A 16,471-nucleotide genomic window follows, 5' to 3' on the forward strand; every position below is an offset into this window, starting at 1 on the left:
TTATTTCAAAAAAAGGTGTACAAATTTACCTTCCTTTATTTTCATCTTTCAAGTTTTTAAACTATTTCATCACTTTACTCAAATCTTTATGATTACAAAACATCATAACAGAAAACTACCCTTCAAAAATGAAAATGAGTTTTCTTAAAATTTCTTCTAATTCATTATAGCTTTTCTTATACTAAAAAAATCACTTTATTAATATTAATAAAGTGATTTAGCTTCAATACGAAAACTTAACAAATGAAAAAAATTATTTACTAAAATTGGTTATTCCATTTATTAACCAATTTAGATATTCATTAGTGTTTGGGGTATACCCAATGGGCTCAGAAAGGTTTTCTTCCTGATGATTTATTAAAACATAAAAAGGTTGTGAATTAGCTTTATATTTTATGGTTTGTAATTCACTCCATTTTTGTCCAATATATTTTATTTTTTTACCAGGTCTTAGTTTAGACTCCACAATCTCTTCTTCTTTTAGTAGTCTTTTGTCATCAACATATAAGGAGATTAATACCACTTTATTTTTTAAGATTTCTAACACCGCTGGTTTTACCCATACATTTTGCTCCATTTTCCTACAATTTACACAGGCGTGTCCAGTAAAATCTAACATAATGGGTTTTCCTATTTTTTTAGCGTATGCTACTCCTTTATCATAATCATTAAAAGCTATTATATCATGAGGAGGCATTACATGCGCACCTTCTGGTAATCCTAATTCCTCGCTCTCATTTATATACTCTAATGCTTTTGAAACCTTAACAGTTGTACCTTGTTTTAGATACCCTACTCCATAAGGAGATTCACTGTAATGTTGTGGAGGAGGAAAAGCACTAATCAAATTAAGAGGTGCTCCCCATAATCCCGGTAACATATATACAACAAATGCTAGAGTAATGAGCCCTAAACTTAGTCTTCCTACAGAAATATGTGTTAAAGTTGAATCATGAGGTAGTTTTATTTTTCCTAATAAATAAAGAGCCATGACTCCAAATACGGCTATCCAAATAGCTATAAAAACCTCTCTTTCTAACCAATGTAACTGTAAAACCAAATCTGCATTTGATAAAAATTTAAATGCTAAAGCCAATTCTAAAAATCCCAAAATAACTTTAACTGTATTTAACCAACCTCCTGATTTTGGTAAAGAATTCATCCATCCCGGAAACACAGCAAATAAAGTAAAGGGTAAAGCTATTGCTGTTGAAAAACCTAGCATTCCCATAACAGGAGCAATCCCTCCTTTAGAAGCTGCTTCTACCAAGAGCGTTCCTACTATAGGGCCTGTACAAGAAAAAGAAACAACAGCTAAAGCTAAAGCCATAAAAAAAATACCTATTAAACCTCCTTTATCAACTTGCGCATCTACTTTTGTACTCCAAGAACTAGGTAGAGTTATTTCAAAAGCTCCTAAAAAAGATGCTGCAAATACAACCAAAAGAATGAAGAAAAATAAATTAAACCATACGTTCGTTGACAATGCATTTAAAGCATCTGCTCCAAAAATACCGGTAACAAGAGAGCCTAATAACACATATATTACTATAATTGATAAACCATAAATGACTGCATTTTTAATTCCCTGTGATTTATTTTTACTTTGTTTAGTAAAAAAACTTACCGTCATCGGTATCATAGGAAATACACATGGAGTTAATAGGGCTGCAAAACCGGATAAAAAGGATAGTATAAAAATTGCAAAAATTCCTGTTTGTTTTTTTTCATTTGAAGATTTGTTTTTATTTAAATTTGCTTTTTTCTCTTTTACCATTTTGTAAATGGTAAAACTCAAATCTTCATATGTTGGCGGTAAACATCTTTCATCATTACATGCTACAAACTCTACTTCTCCTTCTATCTTTTGAATGTCTTCTTTTAGTTTGATTCTTTGTTTAAATATAGCCTGTTTTTCAAAATATTTTATCTTTTTTTTGAATACCGGATCATTTACTACATGCCCTTCTTCTTCAGTTGGCTTTCCTATCAACTCAAAAGATAAATTTTCATTTTTGAAGGTAAAAATCGTTGCTATAGATAAACCATCTGGAACGTTTTGTGAATACAAATGCCAACTGTAATCTATATTTGCTTTAATAACTAAATTATATTCTCGTTCAGCAATTTTTTCTATAGAAGTAAGCCATTTAACAGGTTTATGTATTTGAGAAAACGAAAATTGTGTAATAATCAATAGGATTATTAGTAAATATTTTTTCATCTGAATTTATGCTTTACTGTGACTAGGGGTTATGAAAATTTAACTCTTAAAAAAGAAGAGGAAGCATAGTAGGTTGTATTATTATCTTCTCTCTTCTTATGAAAATTCAAAAAATCTTAAGAACTACTATATATAGACGCATGAAAACCAAAGTTTGTTCTTTAAAAGTATGATTAATGAATTTTATTAATTATTACTATTTCTTAAGTATATTTTTAATGTAGTTATTAATTTCAGGGTTAGAGGGTCTCATTGCATTAACTGTTATAATTTTTCCTTCAGGATTAATAAGTACAAAAGTTGGATATCCAGAAATCTTATATAATTGTGTAATATTATACTCAGATTTCTCTCTATCTTCATGTAATTGGATTCCTTTTAATTTTTCTTTTTCTATAAATTCTTCCCATACATCTCTTTTATCATTAACTGAAACACTCATAAACACAATATTATCTTTATGAAAGTTTTGTTCTAATTTTTTCAAATATGGTATTTCTTGCTTACAAGGATTACACCATGTTCCCCAAATATCTAAATACACATATTTTCCTTTAAAATTAGATAATGAAACTTTTTCTCCTTTCGCATTTTTATAAGTAAAATCAGGAGCTTCACTCCCCGGAGCTAAAGCTTTAATACTTTGATATGTTTCTTCTACGTATTTTTTTAGAGATTCTTTTGTTATTAAATCCTTAACCCCATAATATATTTTTTCATAATCAGGGTTACTTGAAGTTAAACTTCTTATAGGGTATTGCCACAATAAAGCATCTTTAATCTTAGCTGATTTATAGTTTCTAATCTCTTTAATAGCTTCCTCATTAAATTTACTGTAATTATCATACCCTCCTATTTGATTAATAATTTTGTCTGTAAAAAGTTCGGTAACTAAATAACTATAGGTAACAGAGTTACTGAAATATATTTCATTATCTAAACCTACGTTTGTAATAAACTCGGTAATCAGTTTTTTTATTTTAGGGTAATATTTGTTTAAATCATAACTTACTTCTCTATAAGACTTCCCTACAAAAAAACAGTTGTATCTAGGATAACTTTTTACTAAACTTATGTAATCAAACTCTATATTCTTTTTTTGTAACTCTTTAAAATTTTGAGTATAATTACTCTTTTCTATTAATTTATTTAATTCCTTTTTCTTTCTATCTAATCTTTTTATAAAATCATCTTCATTGAGTTTATGCCAATCATCAAATTCAGCCTTATTTTCAACATCTAAGAATACACATTCTGTATTAATAAAGGTATTTACATTATCTCCAGAACTTACAAATTGTAAAGTAGTAATCCCACCCTTAAAATTAAAATTAACCACCAATTCATCTTCTAAACCAATATATAAAGGAATGTTATAATATTCTCCCAAAGCCATTGTATAAAAACCTTCTTTTACAGTAAGAGTATCTAAAAAAGTACCTTCTTCATCTAATTTTATCTTCTTATCTCTTCCCTCTCCTTTAACAGAAAAAACATTTGTATAATAATTCTCTATCTTACCTGAGAAAATAACGGTTCTTTTTTCATTACTTTGAGTACTTTTTTTACATGAAATTATCACTATTGAGAAACAAGCAATAATAAATAAACTTGGTAGTTTTAAACAATTCATAAATCTTGTATTACTTTTTACTATAAAAATATTTTGAGGTTTCCACCTCGTTCACTAAGACGTTAGAAAAAGTTGCCCCCCTATTTTTTTAACACTTTTAATTAAAAAAATAATATTTTAATTAAAAAAACAAAAGATAAAGACGTAAAAAAACTATGACCCCCTAATGATTTTTCATATTATTTTTATTTATTACATTTCGCCCATAAACAACTGAAATATAGCTATTTTAATTATGATTTATGAGAAACAACAGAAACCTATTTTGGGTTCAATTAAAAAACAAAGACCAAAAAGTTTTTTCATCTTTTTTTAACAATATGTATCCCAAACTTTTTTCTATAGCCTATAATTCAATAAACAACAAAGACGCTTGTTTAAATATCGTGCAGGAAACTTTTTCAAAGTTTTGGTTTGTATTACAAGATATCACTCCTGAAAAAGGTTATATGGAAGCATATTTAATAAAAATATTAAAGAATAAAATTATAGACTATTACCGAAAAAACAATGAAAACCAAATTTACCTTGACGATCTTTCTATTGAAACAATGCCTGTTTGCCAAATATATCCAGATGAAGAGCTAGAGCAACAAGAAGTTATTTACAAAATGACTTCAATTGCCATTGAGAATTTACCCGAAAGTATTAAAGATATTTTTATTCTTTCTAAATTAAAAGGGTTTACCTACAAAGAAATTGCAAGAGATAAAAATATATCTGTCAAAACGGTAGAGGCTCATATTACTAAAGCTTTTAAAATATTAAAAAAAGACTTAAAAAAGTTTCTTTGATTATTAGGGTGTTAAATTTTTTAACCGTCTTAAAATAAAGGGAACGCACTTATATTACACTAATGAAGCAAGAAAAAAACAAAATAGAAGAAATTTTCAACTCTTTAAAATATATGCCTGAAAACATCACTGTGGATATTGAGGCTGAAAAGAGAGATTTTTTTGAAAATTTAGAAAAAAAGAAACGTAAAAAATTTATTAAAAAGTATTATAAATACGCTGCTATACTAATCATAGGCGTATTAGTTACAAGCATTTATTATAGCCAATCTAATTTAAAAAATACATTACAAGAACTATCTTCTAAAACATTTATACCTAAAGGAGATACAGGAAAAATAATATTACCTGATGGTTCTTCTGTTTGGTTAAATTCAGGCAGTAAACTAACTTATAATGATTTCTCAAATAGTAATATACGTAAAATTACTCTTGAAGGTGAGGGTTTTTTTGATGTAAAAAAAGACAAAAGACCTTTCGTTGTGTATACAACGAAAAATATAGAAGTAAAAGTATTGGGAACAACTTTTAATGTTAAAGCTTATCCGGAAGATGAAAAAGTTGAGACTTCATTGCTTACAGGTAAAGTGCAACTAAGTATAAAAGACACTTCCTCACAAAAAAATATTGATATGGTACCTGGTGAAAAAGTTATTTACACTAAAAAAACAAAGGAAATACATGTAAAAAAAGATAGTAATATTGAAAGTGAAAAAATGTGGATTGGAGGTAAGTTAATTTTCAAGCAAGAAACTTTTAAAGATATAGCCAACGAGTTAAGTCGTGTTTTTAATGTAGATATTATTATTAATGATAAAAATCTTGAAAAAGAAATTATAACTGCCTCATTTACTAGGAGCACATCTCTAAGAGAAATATTTCAAGTCTTAAAAATAACTTCAAACTTTAATTATGAATTTAATAATAATAAATGGATCTTAACAAGATAGTCAAAAAGAAGTGAAGAGCGGCAACTCTTCACTATTTTCAGCAAAATTAACAACCTAATTTATTAATTTAAACCAAAACAAAGGTATGAAAAAAAGCCCTAAAAAGCTTCTTTATAATACAAAGAAGCTACCCTTAAACAAATCATTAGCAATGAAATTAACTCTATTTTTATTTTTATTTAGTATACTTCAGGTATTAGCTATTGACACTTATTCTCAAAACAAAATAACTATTAATATTAAAGATACACCACTTAGCAATGCTTTACATATTGTTGAACAACAAACTAACCTACTCTTTGTTTACAATCATAAAACAATAGGAAGTTTTAAAGTTAGTGCTAATTTTAAAAATAAGCCATTAAACACTGTATTAGAAAAATTACTAAAAAATAAAGAAATAAGCTACAAAAAAGTTAACAATCATCTTGTTTTTTATACTGCGGATGATGATATTAATCATATTCTTAAAAACTTAAATAAATCACTTACAAACAGTATAAATTCTAATTTAGAAAGCACATCTATTACTACGTCATTACAAGACAAAAATATTTATGGAAAAGTTATTGATGAATTTGGTGAGCCCATACCTGATGTAACAGTAAGAATAAAAAATACCAAAAGATTTACCTATACGGATGTAGACGGTAATTTTGTAATTACCATTAAAAATAAAGAAAACACTTTGCTATTTACTTATATTGGTTTTGAAGACAAAGAAGTTATTATATCTAATCAAAATAACATTACCGTCTTATTAAAAGAAGCTAGTAATGTTTTAAATAATGTTAATGTTACAGCTAATACGGGGTATCAAGAAATAAACCGTGAACAAGCTACGGGAGCTTATAGTGTAGTCACAGCCAAAACACTCGATAGAAGAATATCTCCAACTAATAATTTATTAACAGAAATAGAGGGACAATTACCAGGTGTTCAATTAAATTTAGATCATCAAAATCCTAATAGAGCAATTTTAATCAGAGGGGTTTCCAGTTTATTAGGTTCTAACAGACCTTTAGTAGTATTGGATGGTTTCCCTATGGATTCCTTCGATTTAAGTTCGTTAAATGCAAACCATGTAGAAAGTATAACTGTATTAAAGGATGCAGGGGCAGCCTCTATTTATGGTAAAAGGGCTTCAAACGGTGTTATAGTAATTACAACAAAAAAAGGTAAAAAAGGAAAAGATAAATTTACATACCAATCTTCTTTTTCTATAACCCCTCGTCCAAACTTTAACTATTTAAACTACGCCAATACTCAAACTCATATAGACTTACAAAAGATAGATTTAGATGCTTTTATTCAGGAAATGGCAGGTTTTGGTATTACGGATGAAAGTACCGTAAGATTTTATGCAGGGTTTACTTTTAATACTCCTGTAGATGATTTGATTTTAGATGAGCGTTATGGTGCTATTTCATCATCTACATTAAAGACTGAGTTAGATCGTTATTCTAAAATAGATAACACAAAACAATTTGAAGAACTTTTTTACAGAAATGAATATGCAACGCAACATGATTTTAGTCTTTCTGGTGGGAATGATACTTCCAATTATTTAGCTTCATTTAACTATTTAAAATCTGATGGTAATACCATCGGTAACAACAACGAAGTTTATCGTTTTACGTTAAACGGAAATAAAAAATTTAGTGAAAAATTTAATTTTTCCTACGGAGCTAATTACTTAAGGGCAAAGAGGAATTTTTTAGATGTTAATTTAAGTACTTTAACCAGTATTAGACCTTATGAGCTATTTGCTGATGATAATGGAAAAGCATTAGCTATTGAAGGATTGGAATTTACAAATGAAGAGATAAATAGAGATGGTGCAATTCCCGATGAGTTTTTAGATCAACTATCTGATTTAACATTTAAACCGTTAGAAGAGGTTCATCAAAAAACAAATACTGCGAATAACAATAATTTTAGAGTTCAAGCCAACTTGAATTATAAACTAAATGATAATTTAAATTTTGATATTGGCGCTGTGTATGAAAAAGGGAGTACAAAGCAATCAAATTATTTTTCAAAAGATTCGTACTACATGCGTTTGTACTTTAATACCTTTGCAGAGTATAACCCTTCTACTAATAATTTAACTTTTCATATTCCTAATACTGGAGGACGTCTTACTGAAACAATACTAGATAATGAGCACTTTACAGGAAGGTTGAAAACTAATTATAATTATAGTTTAGATAAAAAAGGGAAACACTTAATTAGTGGAATTTTTGGTCTTGATGTTAGAGAAATTAAATCTGATTTTAATAGAAATACAGTATTTGGATACAATCCAGAAACAAATACAAATGCATTAACAGACTTTAAAACCTTATTTTCAGAAGGTATAAGCGCTTCAGCTATGTTGCCATCTTATTTCCTTCAAGGTGGATTGAATTTTGGTGGAGCTTCAAGCTATAGAATAGGTGATATTAGAACACCTGGTCAATTTTTCTCAAGATCGTCAGCTATAATTAGAGAAATCGGTTTATATGCTAATATGGCGTATAGCTTTGATAAAAAGTATAATATTACTGCAAATATTAGAATAGATAATGATAATGTAGTGTCACACAGCCCCAAATTTAAAAATAAACCTATATGGCATGTTGGTGGCTCTTGGAATATTCATAATGAAGACTTTTTTAAATCTTCTTGGATTAATAATTTAAAATTACGATATACTTACGGTTTAACAGCAAATGCCTCACCTTTAGGTAGTGGAACAGGCTTATTTATTACAGGCTCTAGAAGCTTGTTAAACCCTGATAATGGCAAGCCTACATTTGATATTTTAAACCCAATAAATAGTAGCTTACAATTAGAATTTACTAAAAATCATAACTTTGGGGTAGATTTTAGTCTTTTTAATAACAGAATTAACACTACGTTTGATGTCTACAATAAAAAAACCGAACGCTTATTTGGTAATTCAAGAATTGACCCTACAAAAGGGTTCAATAATATTTTAAATAACACTGCCCAAATAACAAACAAAGGATTTGAACTCTCTTTAAATACTAAAAATATTAAAACTCATAATTTTGGTTGGGCTACAAATGTAATTTATTCATACAATAAAAATAATGTAGATAAAGTTGAAAATGTAGAAATAGGGGGTGGTTTTGAATTTTTACATGTTGAAGGATTACTTGATGGAACTATCCCTGTTGAAGGTTATCCGGTAGATGCATTATTTAGTTATGAATTTGCAGGTTTAGACCCTAATGATGGGTACATTTTAGTTAAAGATCAGGGTGGGAATGATTTTAAATTATATGGGTATGCTCCCGGAGTTTATGGTAATCAAAATCCAGACTATGATGCCAATGCACTAAATCGAAATGCTTTAAAATATAGCGGAACTATACTTCCTAGCTATCAAGGAAGCATTACTAATTATTTTTCTTATAAAAATTTTGATTTGTCTTTTATGTTTTACTTTCAAGGAGGTAATCATTTTAGGGGTGAATACGCTAATAGAGGTGGTAGGATACGTGTTAATAAACAGTTAGAAAATGCTTGGAGGCAACCAGGAGATGAAAATAGTACAAATATTACTTCAGTATATAACAGAGATGCTATTAATATAAGTTCAGGAACGCTCTCTGATATTAACATTCAAAAAGCAGATTTTATCAAATTGAGAGAAGTTATTTTAACGTATAATTTAACAGGTGATTTTTTAGATAATTCACCTTTTACTGGAATAAAATTTACACTACAGGGACGTAATTTATGGTATGCAGCAGCTAACACCATTGGAGTGGATCCTGAAGCATTTACTACTCAAACTTCCGGTGCAGGTAGTAGAACTTTACCTGTAGAACCTACCTACACATTTGGTATTAATTTAAACTTTTAAATGATGAAAAAAAATATAATACATACCATATCAATAATAGTATTTACCCTTTTTATTAGCTGTTCTGATTATTTAGAAAAACTACCTTCAAATGTTATTACACCTAGTCAAACAACAGACTATGATGAAATGTTAAACAGCTTTTCTCTTTTTAGAAGTATGCCTGATGAATATATTTATTTAAGTGACGCTTCATCTTTATATTTTGCACAACAACCTTTTGGAGCTAAGGAAAATGCTTTTTTTTGGGAAGTTGACCTAATGTATAGCTATGGGAACTCTCCCAATTTATGGAATGTTCCTTACAGTAAGATATATACATATAATGTTGTTATAGATGGAGTAATGAGCTCAGAAGGAGGTTCGGAGTCAAAGAAGAAGGAAATTTTAGCAGAAGCTAAATTGGGAAAGGCTTTTGAATTATTCTATTTAGCGAATACCTTTTGTAAACAGTATGACATAGCAACAGCTTCTAATGACCCCGGAATACCATTAGTTTATTCAATAGATGTAGCTGAACCTATTCCAGGTAGAGGAACTTTACAAGAAACCTATGATTTTATCATAGAATCTTTACAACAAGCAATTCCAAACTTACCTATGAATAATACAGATAGGTTTAGGGGATCTAAATTGGCTGCTTATGGTTTGTTAGCAAGGATTTATTATTATATGTCTAATTACGAAGAAGCCGAAAAATATGCCGAAGAAGTATTAAAAATAAATAATACCATCGTTGATTTAAATACGGTAACAAATTATGCAGATTATCAAATAAAAGATAATCCGGAAGAGATTTATATTCGAGTAATTTCAGGTGGAGCTAATGGCCCTCAAGTAGCTTTAGCTTCAAACCATATAAATTTGTACAATACTCAAGATGATTTAAGATTTTTTAATAGAAATTATATTATAAATATATTTGGAGGGTATGAAAATTTTAGAGAGTTAAATTTTGGTATTTCTGTACAGGAAATGATTTTTATAGCAGCGGAAGCAAAAACAAGAAAAAATGAATTATCTGACGCATTAATATTGATAAATAACTTTTTAAGAACAAGAATAGACAATACTGTTTATACTGATTTTACTTCAACAAATCAAGAGGAAGTTCTTAATTGGGTTTTAGCTGAAAGAAGAAAAGAGCTATACTTTAGAGGGCTTCGTTGGTTTGATATGAGAAAATTATCAAAAGAAGGTAAAATGCCTAACCTTACCCGAGAATATACGAATTTTAATACAGGGGTAACTACAACATACACACTTGAAGGAAATAGTAAAAAATATACATTATTAATACCTGAAGTAGTTATGAGTTTTAACCCGGATATGCCTCAAAATGAACGATAGAATTAATCGTCTTTTTTCAAATTAAAATTAATCACCCTATCTACTACTATAGTTAGGGTGTTTTTAACAACTTATAACTTTTAAAAATGTTTCAAAAAAATATATACTTGTTATTGAGTATAATTACTCTATATGCATGTCAACAAGAAAAAAAACACTTAATTTCCGGTGAAATTAATACTCCTTCATTTATTAAATACATCTACTTACTAGAACCTGATACTACTCAAAAAACAAAAGGTTTTAAAATAATAGACTCTTCAAAAATTAATAATCATACTTTTTATTTTGACTACAACCTACAAAAAAAATCAAAGTTAATTACCTTAGGTTTTAAGCCTTCTTATAGTAATAACGACTTGCATTTTTATAATGAAAATGACTCTCATTTATACAAAACATTACTTCTAACTCCACAAGGAATAAACTTAAAAGCCGGCATCAATTTTTCTGAAGTAGAATTTAAAGATTCTATAAACCTTAACTATGATAAGCTCTTAAAAAAACTAGACCAACTCTCATTACAAAATAATGAAGAATATAAAAAAATAATAAACTCTTACTCTAAAAATCAAAATAACAATACTAATGAAAAAATATATCTATTGGAATCTAAAATAAATACAGAAAAAATAGAGTTATTAAAAACTTACATTGAAAAAAACTCTGGTAATCCAATGAGTCTCTTTGCTTTTGACTCTTATCTTTTTCCTTTACTCCAAAAGAAATCTAAAGAAGATATTCAAATGTTAGAAAGAATGTTAAATTCTTTTAATGAATATGCAAACTTGCCTGTTTACAGAAATTTAAAATATAATATACAAAAATATAAAAACTGTGCCATTGGAGGTGTATTTCCTGATTTAGAAGGAATAAACACAGAAGATCAACTTGAAAATTTAAGTAGTTATAAAGGTAATTATGTTTTACTCGATTTTTGGTTTAAAAATTGTAAACCTTGTGCTTTAGAAGTTCCTTATTTAAAACAAGTACATGAAAAGTATAAAAACAAAGGTCTTAAAGTAATTAGTTATAGTATTGATTCCGGTAATTTTTGGAAGCAGACTGTTAAAGCTGAAAAAGAAATGATTTGGCATCACTTGTCTATACCTAATAATGAATACCTGAATCCAATGACTAACAGGTTATGTATTGAAGCCTTTCCTACTATTTATTTACTATCTCCCGAAGGAGTTGTATTAGAAAATAATTTATCACAAGAAACCATTCTAAAAGCTGTTTCCAACTATTTTTAAACGTTAAAATTAGTTAATTCTTTCTTCCTTATTAGGGGGTAACATAAATACCTCGTCTTATAAAGAAATACTTACTAAAAATAATAATGAAAAAAACATTTCTACATTTATTTGCCCTTATAATACTTTTATCAATTAGTTGTAAAGTAAGTCAAGCTCAAAAAACAACGTTTATAAATAGTTCTGATAATACAAACACCGATAAGTACAAACTTATCATTAAAACAGATACTAACGGTTTTACTTATGAAGAGGTTACTAACGATCCTTCTAAATTAAGACTTTACACTTTAAATAATGGGTTAAAAGTTTATTTAAGTAAAAATGATCGTACACCAACTATACAAACTTATCTAGCTGTTCGTACCGGATCAGTTAATGATCCGCTAGATAACACAGGCCTTGCACATTATTTAGAGCATATGCTTTTTAAAGGAACTACAAATTACGGAACTGTAAACTGGGAAAAAGAATCTAAAGAAATTGATGTTATTGCTGATTTGTATGAAAAACATAAAGCTACCAATAATAATAATATAAAAAAATCTATTTACAGAAAAATTGATAGTGTATCGCAAATAGCATCTAAATATGTCGTAGCCAATGAGTATGATAACATGGTTACTGATTTAGGAGCTACCGGAACCAATGCTCATACTTCATTTGAAGAAACTATTTACAAAAACACTATTCCTTCAAATGAATTAGATAAATGGTTATTCTTAGAAAGTGAACGATTTAAAAAAGTTGTTTTGCGTCTATTTCATACAGAATTAGAAGCCGTTTATGAGGAATTTAATCAAGCTCAAGATAATGAAGGAGGCAAAATGTATTATACTATGCTAGCCGCTTTATTTCCTGATCATGTTTATGGAAAACCTGTTATTGGTGAAGCATCTCATTTAAAAAATCCTTCAATGAAAGCTATTGATAGCTACTTTAATACTTATTATGTTCCTAATAATATGGCTATATGCTTATCAGGAGATTTGGATTATGATAAAACAATTAACATGATTAACAAGTATTTTGGTAACTATCAGAGAAAAGACTTCTCTAAGCCAGAGGTTCCTCACTCCCCTCCTTTAACAAACATTATAACCAAAGAGGTTACCTCTCCCTCTAAACCATATTTAATGCTTGCATATAAAATAAATGAAGGTATGGGGCATAAATCTGAACAATATATTTCTCTGATTAATAATATTTTTCAAAACTCCGGAGGAGTAGGATTAATTGATAAAATTAATGAAGAACAAAAAGTTTTGTCCGCAAGAGTAAATTATGATATGAACTCAAAATATGGATATCAATATTTTAATATTATTCCAAAAGAGGGGCAAACATTAGAGGAAGCTAAAAACATTATTCTAAATGAAATTGAAAAAGTAAAAAACGGAAAATTTGAAGACTGGTTACTGCCTGCAACTATTAATAACATCAAATTAAGAAGTCAAAATCAATATCAAAGTAATACTAACAGAGCCCAAACATTCTACCATGCTTTTATTCATAATCAAGAGTGGTTAGATTATGTTAATTATGAAGATAGACTTAGTAAAATTAATAAAGAAGATTTAATAAATTTTGCTAAACGTTTTTTTCAAAATAATTATGTAATTGTTTACAAAAAAGAAGGGGAAAAATCTGATATGGTTAAAGTTAAAAACCCTAAAATTACTCCTATACAAATAGACAGAAGTAGACAATCAGACTATACCCTTAATTTTAATAATATAGAAAGCTCTAAATTATCTCCCAAGTTTATTTCTTATGAAGAAAAACAGCAGTTTATTAATACTTCTAAGTTAAAAAATGGTATTGAATTTAATTTTGTAAAAAATAAAGAAACCAATTTATTTACTCTCTCTTTTATCTATAAAATTGGATCAAAACACAATAAAAAACTAAGTTTAGCTTCTAGTTATGCGACAATGCTTGACTCTGAAAAATATTCATTAAACTATCTTAAGAATGAATTTTACAAATTAGGGCTAACATACTCTTTTCAAGTTAGTGGAGAAGAAAGTTTTATTTCTCTATCTGGTTTAGAAGAAAATTTAGGAAAAGGTTTAGAATTATTGCTTTATTATATAAACAATTTAAAACCAGATAAACAAAAATACCAACAATTAGTGAGTTCAATACTACAAGGCAGGGAACGAAGTAAAAATTCTAAAAATGGAATTTGGTCTAGTTTACAATCATATATTATCTATGGTAAAGATCCCATAAACGACCAATACTCAAAAAGTGAATTAGAAACAATTAACCATGAAAAACTTTTAACCGAACTTAAAAGTATATTTAAGTATTCTGAAAAAATATACTACTACGGAAGTAATAAAAAACAAGTAATACAATTAGTAGATACTTTATATAAACCTTTATTGCCAAAAATAGAAACACCATCAAAAAAGGAGTACTTTCCCTTAAGTACTAACGATAAAAAAGTATTTTTAAAAGATTTTGATATGGTTCAGGCAGAAATATTTATGTTTAGTAATCAGGGCAAAAAATACGATGCTAAACATCTTGCCACTGCTGCATTATTTAACAATTATTTTGGCTCTGGAATGTCTTCAATTGTATTTCAAGAAATAAGAGAGGCCAAATCTCTTGCCTACTCAGCTTCGATTTATTATAGTACTCCTTATAAAAATGATGAAAGTAATATTTTACAAGCTTCGGTTTCAACGCAATCTAATAAGTTAGAAGAAGTAATAACCACATTAAATCAATTACTTAATGGTAAACTTCCTAAGTCTATTGAGAAATTTAACATTACAAAAGAAAATATGTTGAAAAAATATGCCACTTCCAGACCTCATATAAGTAATTATTTTTATGATGTAGAAAGTATTAAAAAGTTAAAAGAAGAAAACTCTTACATTCCTAGTGAAAATATATATAATGAGTTAACCAAATTAACATTTAATGATATAGCTAATTTTTATGAAGAAAATATAAAAAATAAGAATTTCAGGTATGCCATTATGACAAATATTAAAGATATTAATAAAAAAATATTAGAAAAAACAGGAACTATTGAAGAGATTAATACGGATGAGATTTTTAAACAATAAATAAAATTGTAGATTATAAAACAGCAGTAATGTTAGCTAAAAAAGATTTTTAGAAGGGTTTTATTTTATGTTTTCATACTGTTTAATTTTATAAACAACTAAGTTCTCTATTCCAGTCTTATTATTGTTAGAAGATATTTCTATAATAACACATAAGTGATAGAAATAAAAAAATCGACGTATTAATAAACAAGGTGCAGTGGCATTGTATATAATAAATTTTTAGAAGGGTTTATTATTTTATACAATAAAGCTGCACTTTAATTTTCATTTTATTCTGGTCTAAATCTTATGTTAATTTTATGATTAATCTCATTATTTTTAATTTGTAGCTTTTTTGAAAGTAGACTTTGTACACCATTCTTAAAAAAAATATAAAAACGTGTACAGTAACGCACGTTTAAATACTGTACACGTTTAAAAATCGTTATAAAAAAACGTGTACAGAGTTTATAAAAACACCCTTGTACACGATTGGTTACTAAAAATTAAAAACGTGTACAGCTATGATTGAAAAAATAAAACGCTACTTAGGTATTAGTAATGCCGCTTTAGCTTACTATCTGGATACCTCGTTAGATTATATAAAATCTGTAATTTCCGGAAGGCGATTGCTTTCACTACCTGCTCTTCAAAAGTTATTGATAGTACATGAAGCGTTACAGCTTAATAAAAAAGTTCATGAATTACCTTGGGTTGCTTTATTATTACAACAACAAGAAGCTCATAGTAATAACAATAACTTGGCAACACTTACTAAAATAAACCGCGCAATTGTTAGTAAAGAAGCAGAAGTTGCCAAAGAAACGGTAAAGGTTAAAGAGCTTTTAAGAGGGGGGAATGCCTTTGACAGTTTGCTAAAAAACACCTCACTAACTCCGGAAAAACAAAATTGGGCACAACGGCAACAACGTATTGTAACCAGTAGAATAAGTGAACGGTTTGAAAATATTGTGCGTATACATGCTGAGCTGGAAGCTTTAAAAGCAAAAAGAAATTACTTAAGCAATGTAAAAATAACGTCGATTATTAATTGATCATAAGGTTTATATAAAAAAGAAAAGAGCCTTTTTTTTGTGTGAGAACTCTTTTCTCTCGGGAGGGACAAACGCGATTTCGGGGAACTTCTAAAAATCATACTGTAAAGATAGACGAGTATTACAGCTTATTTTTCTTTTTTAGTTTTTCAGTATCTTTTTTTAGTTAAAATGCAAGTAGGTATAGATTAACTGCTTTGTTACTTTTTTTTCATAGAAATTCATAAAAAAAGAGTTCATAGGGGTGAACTCTTTTTTATAGTG

Annotated in this window: 9 protein-coding genes; 7 read left to right on the top strand and 2 right to left on the bottom strand. The window is 28.1% G+C overall.

Translation table 11 applies throughout. The features are described from left to right. Positions 1 to 253: 253 nt before the first annotated feature. Positions 254 to 2,224, bottom strand: coding sequence for a protein-disulfide reductase DsbD family protein (locus ACQY1Q_RS16400; RefSeq protein WP_431006415.1), 1,971 nt, complete (start codon positions 2,222 to 2,224; stop codon positions 254 to 256). 196 nt (positions 2,225 to 2,420) lie between these two features. Next, positions 2,421 to 3,857 (bottom strand): TlpA family protein disulfide reductase, encoded by a 1,437-nt coding sequence (locus ACQY1Q_RS16405; RefSeq protein ID WP_431006416.1) that lies wholly within the window; start codon positions 3,855 to 3,857, stop codon positions 2,421 to 2,423. 242 nt (positions 3,858 to 4,099) lie between these two features. On the opposite strand from ACQY1Q_RS16405, the gene ACQY1Q_RS16410 reads away from it, so the two are divergent. From ACQY1Q_RS16410 to ACQY1Q_RS16440, 7 genes are all read left to right on the top strand, one after another. Further along, positions 4,100 to 4,651 (top strand): RNA polymerase sigma factor, encoded by a 552-nt coding sequence (locus ACQY1Q_RS16410; RefSeq protein ID WP_431006417.1) that lies wholly within the window; start codon positions 4,100 to 4,102, stop codon positions 4,649 to 4,651. Between the two features lie 62 nt (positions 4,652 to 4,713). Next, positions 4,714 to 5,601 carry a FecR family protein gene (locus ACQY1Q_RS16415; RefSeq protein ID WP_431006418.1) on the top strand — a complete coding sequence of 296 codons (888 nt, stop codon included), beginning with the start codon at positions 4,714 to 4,716 and terminating at the stop codon, positions 5,599 to 5,601. 85 nt (positions 5,602 to 5,686) lie between these two features. Next, positions 5,687 to 9,478 carry a SusC/RagA family TonB-linked outer membrane protein gene (locus ACQY1Q_RS16420; protein ID WP_431006419.1) on the top strand — a complete coding sequence of 1,264 codons (3,792 nt, stop codon included), beginning with the start codon at positions 5,687 to 5,689 and terminating at the stop codon, positions 9,476 to 9,478. A gap of 3 nt (positions 9,479 to 9,481) precedes the next feature. Beyond that, on the top strand, positions 9,482 to 10,828 hold the full coding sequence (locus tag ACQY1Q_RS16425; protein WP_431006420.1) for a RagB/SusD family nutrient uptake outer membrane protein: 1,347 nt from the start codon (positions 9,482 to 9,484) through the stop codon (positions 10,826 to 10,828). 113 nt (positions 10,829 to 10,941) lie between these two features. Next, positions 10,942 to 12,084, top strand: coding sequence for a peroxiredoxin family protein (locus tag ACQY1Q_RS16430; protein ID WP_431006421.1), 1,143 nt, complete (start codon positions 10,942 to 10,944; stop codon positions 12,082 to 12,084). An 86-nt stretch (positions 12,085 to 12,170) separates the two neighbouring features. Next, complete coding sequence (locus tag ACQY1Q_RS16435) at positions 12,171 to 15,170, top strand: M16 family metallopeptidase (RefSeq protein WP_431006422.1); 3,000 nt, start codon at positions 12,171 to 12,173, stop codon at positions 15,168 to 15,170. A 506-nt stretch (positions 15,171 to 15,676) separates the two neighbouring features. Then, positions 15,677 to 16,207, top strand: a complete 531-nt coding sequence (locus ACQY1Q_RS16440) for a hypothetical protein (RefSeq protein WP_431006423.1) — start codon at positions 15,677 to 15,679, stop codon at positions 16,205 to 16,207. Positions 16,208 to 16,471 lie beyond the last annotated feature (264 nt).

This window comes from Tenacibaculum sp. TC6 (genome assembly GCF_050606265.1).
Lineage (GTDB): Bacteria > Bacteroidota > Bacteroidia > Flavobacteriales > Flavobacteriaceae > Polaribacter.

What these genes read in the sequence shown, in the direction of transcription:
- ACQY1Q_RS16400 (WP_431006415.1), bottom strand. Translation starts at nt 2,224, where the DNA reads ATGAAAAAATATTTACTAATAATCCTATTGATTATTACACAATTTTCG.
- ACQY1Q_RS16405 (WP_431006416.1), bottom strand. Translation starts at nt 3,857, where the DNA reads ATGAATTGTTTAAAACTACCAAGTTTATTTATTATTGCTTGTTTCTCA.
- ACQY1Q_RS16410 (WP_431006417.1), top strand. Translation starts at nt 4,100, where the DNA reads ATGAGAAACAACAGAAACCTATTTTGGGTTCAATTAAAAAACAAAGAC.
- ACQY1Q_RS16415 (WP_431006418.1), top strand. Translation starts at nt 4,714, where the DNA reads ATGAAGCAAGAAAAAAACAAAATAGAAGAAATTTTCAACTCTTTAAAA.
- ACQY1Q_RS16420 (WP_431006419.1), top strand. Translation starts at nt 5,687, where the DNA reads ATGAAAAAAAGCCCTAAAAAGCTTCTTTATAATACAAAGAAGCTACCC.
- ACQY1Q_RS16425 (WP_431006420.1), top strand. Translation starts at nt 9,482, where the DNA reads ATGAAAAAAAATATAATACATACCATATCAATAATAGTATTTACCCTT.
- ACQY1Q_RS16435 (WP_431006422.1), top strand. Translation starts at nt 12,171, where the DNA reads ATGAAAAAAACATTTCTACATTTATTTGCCCTTATAATACTTTTATCA.
- ACQY1Q_RS16440 (WP_431006423.1), top strand. Translation starts at nt 15,677, where the DNA reads ATGATTGAAAAAATAAAACGCTACTTAGGTATTAGTAATGCCGCTTTA.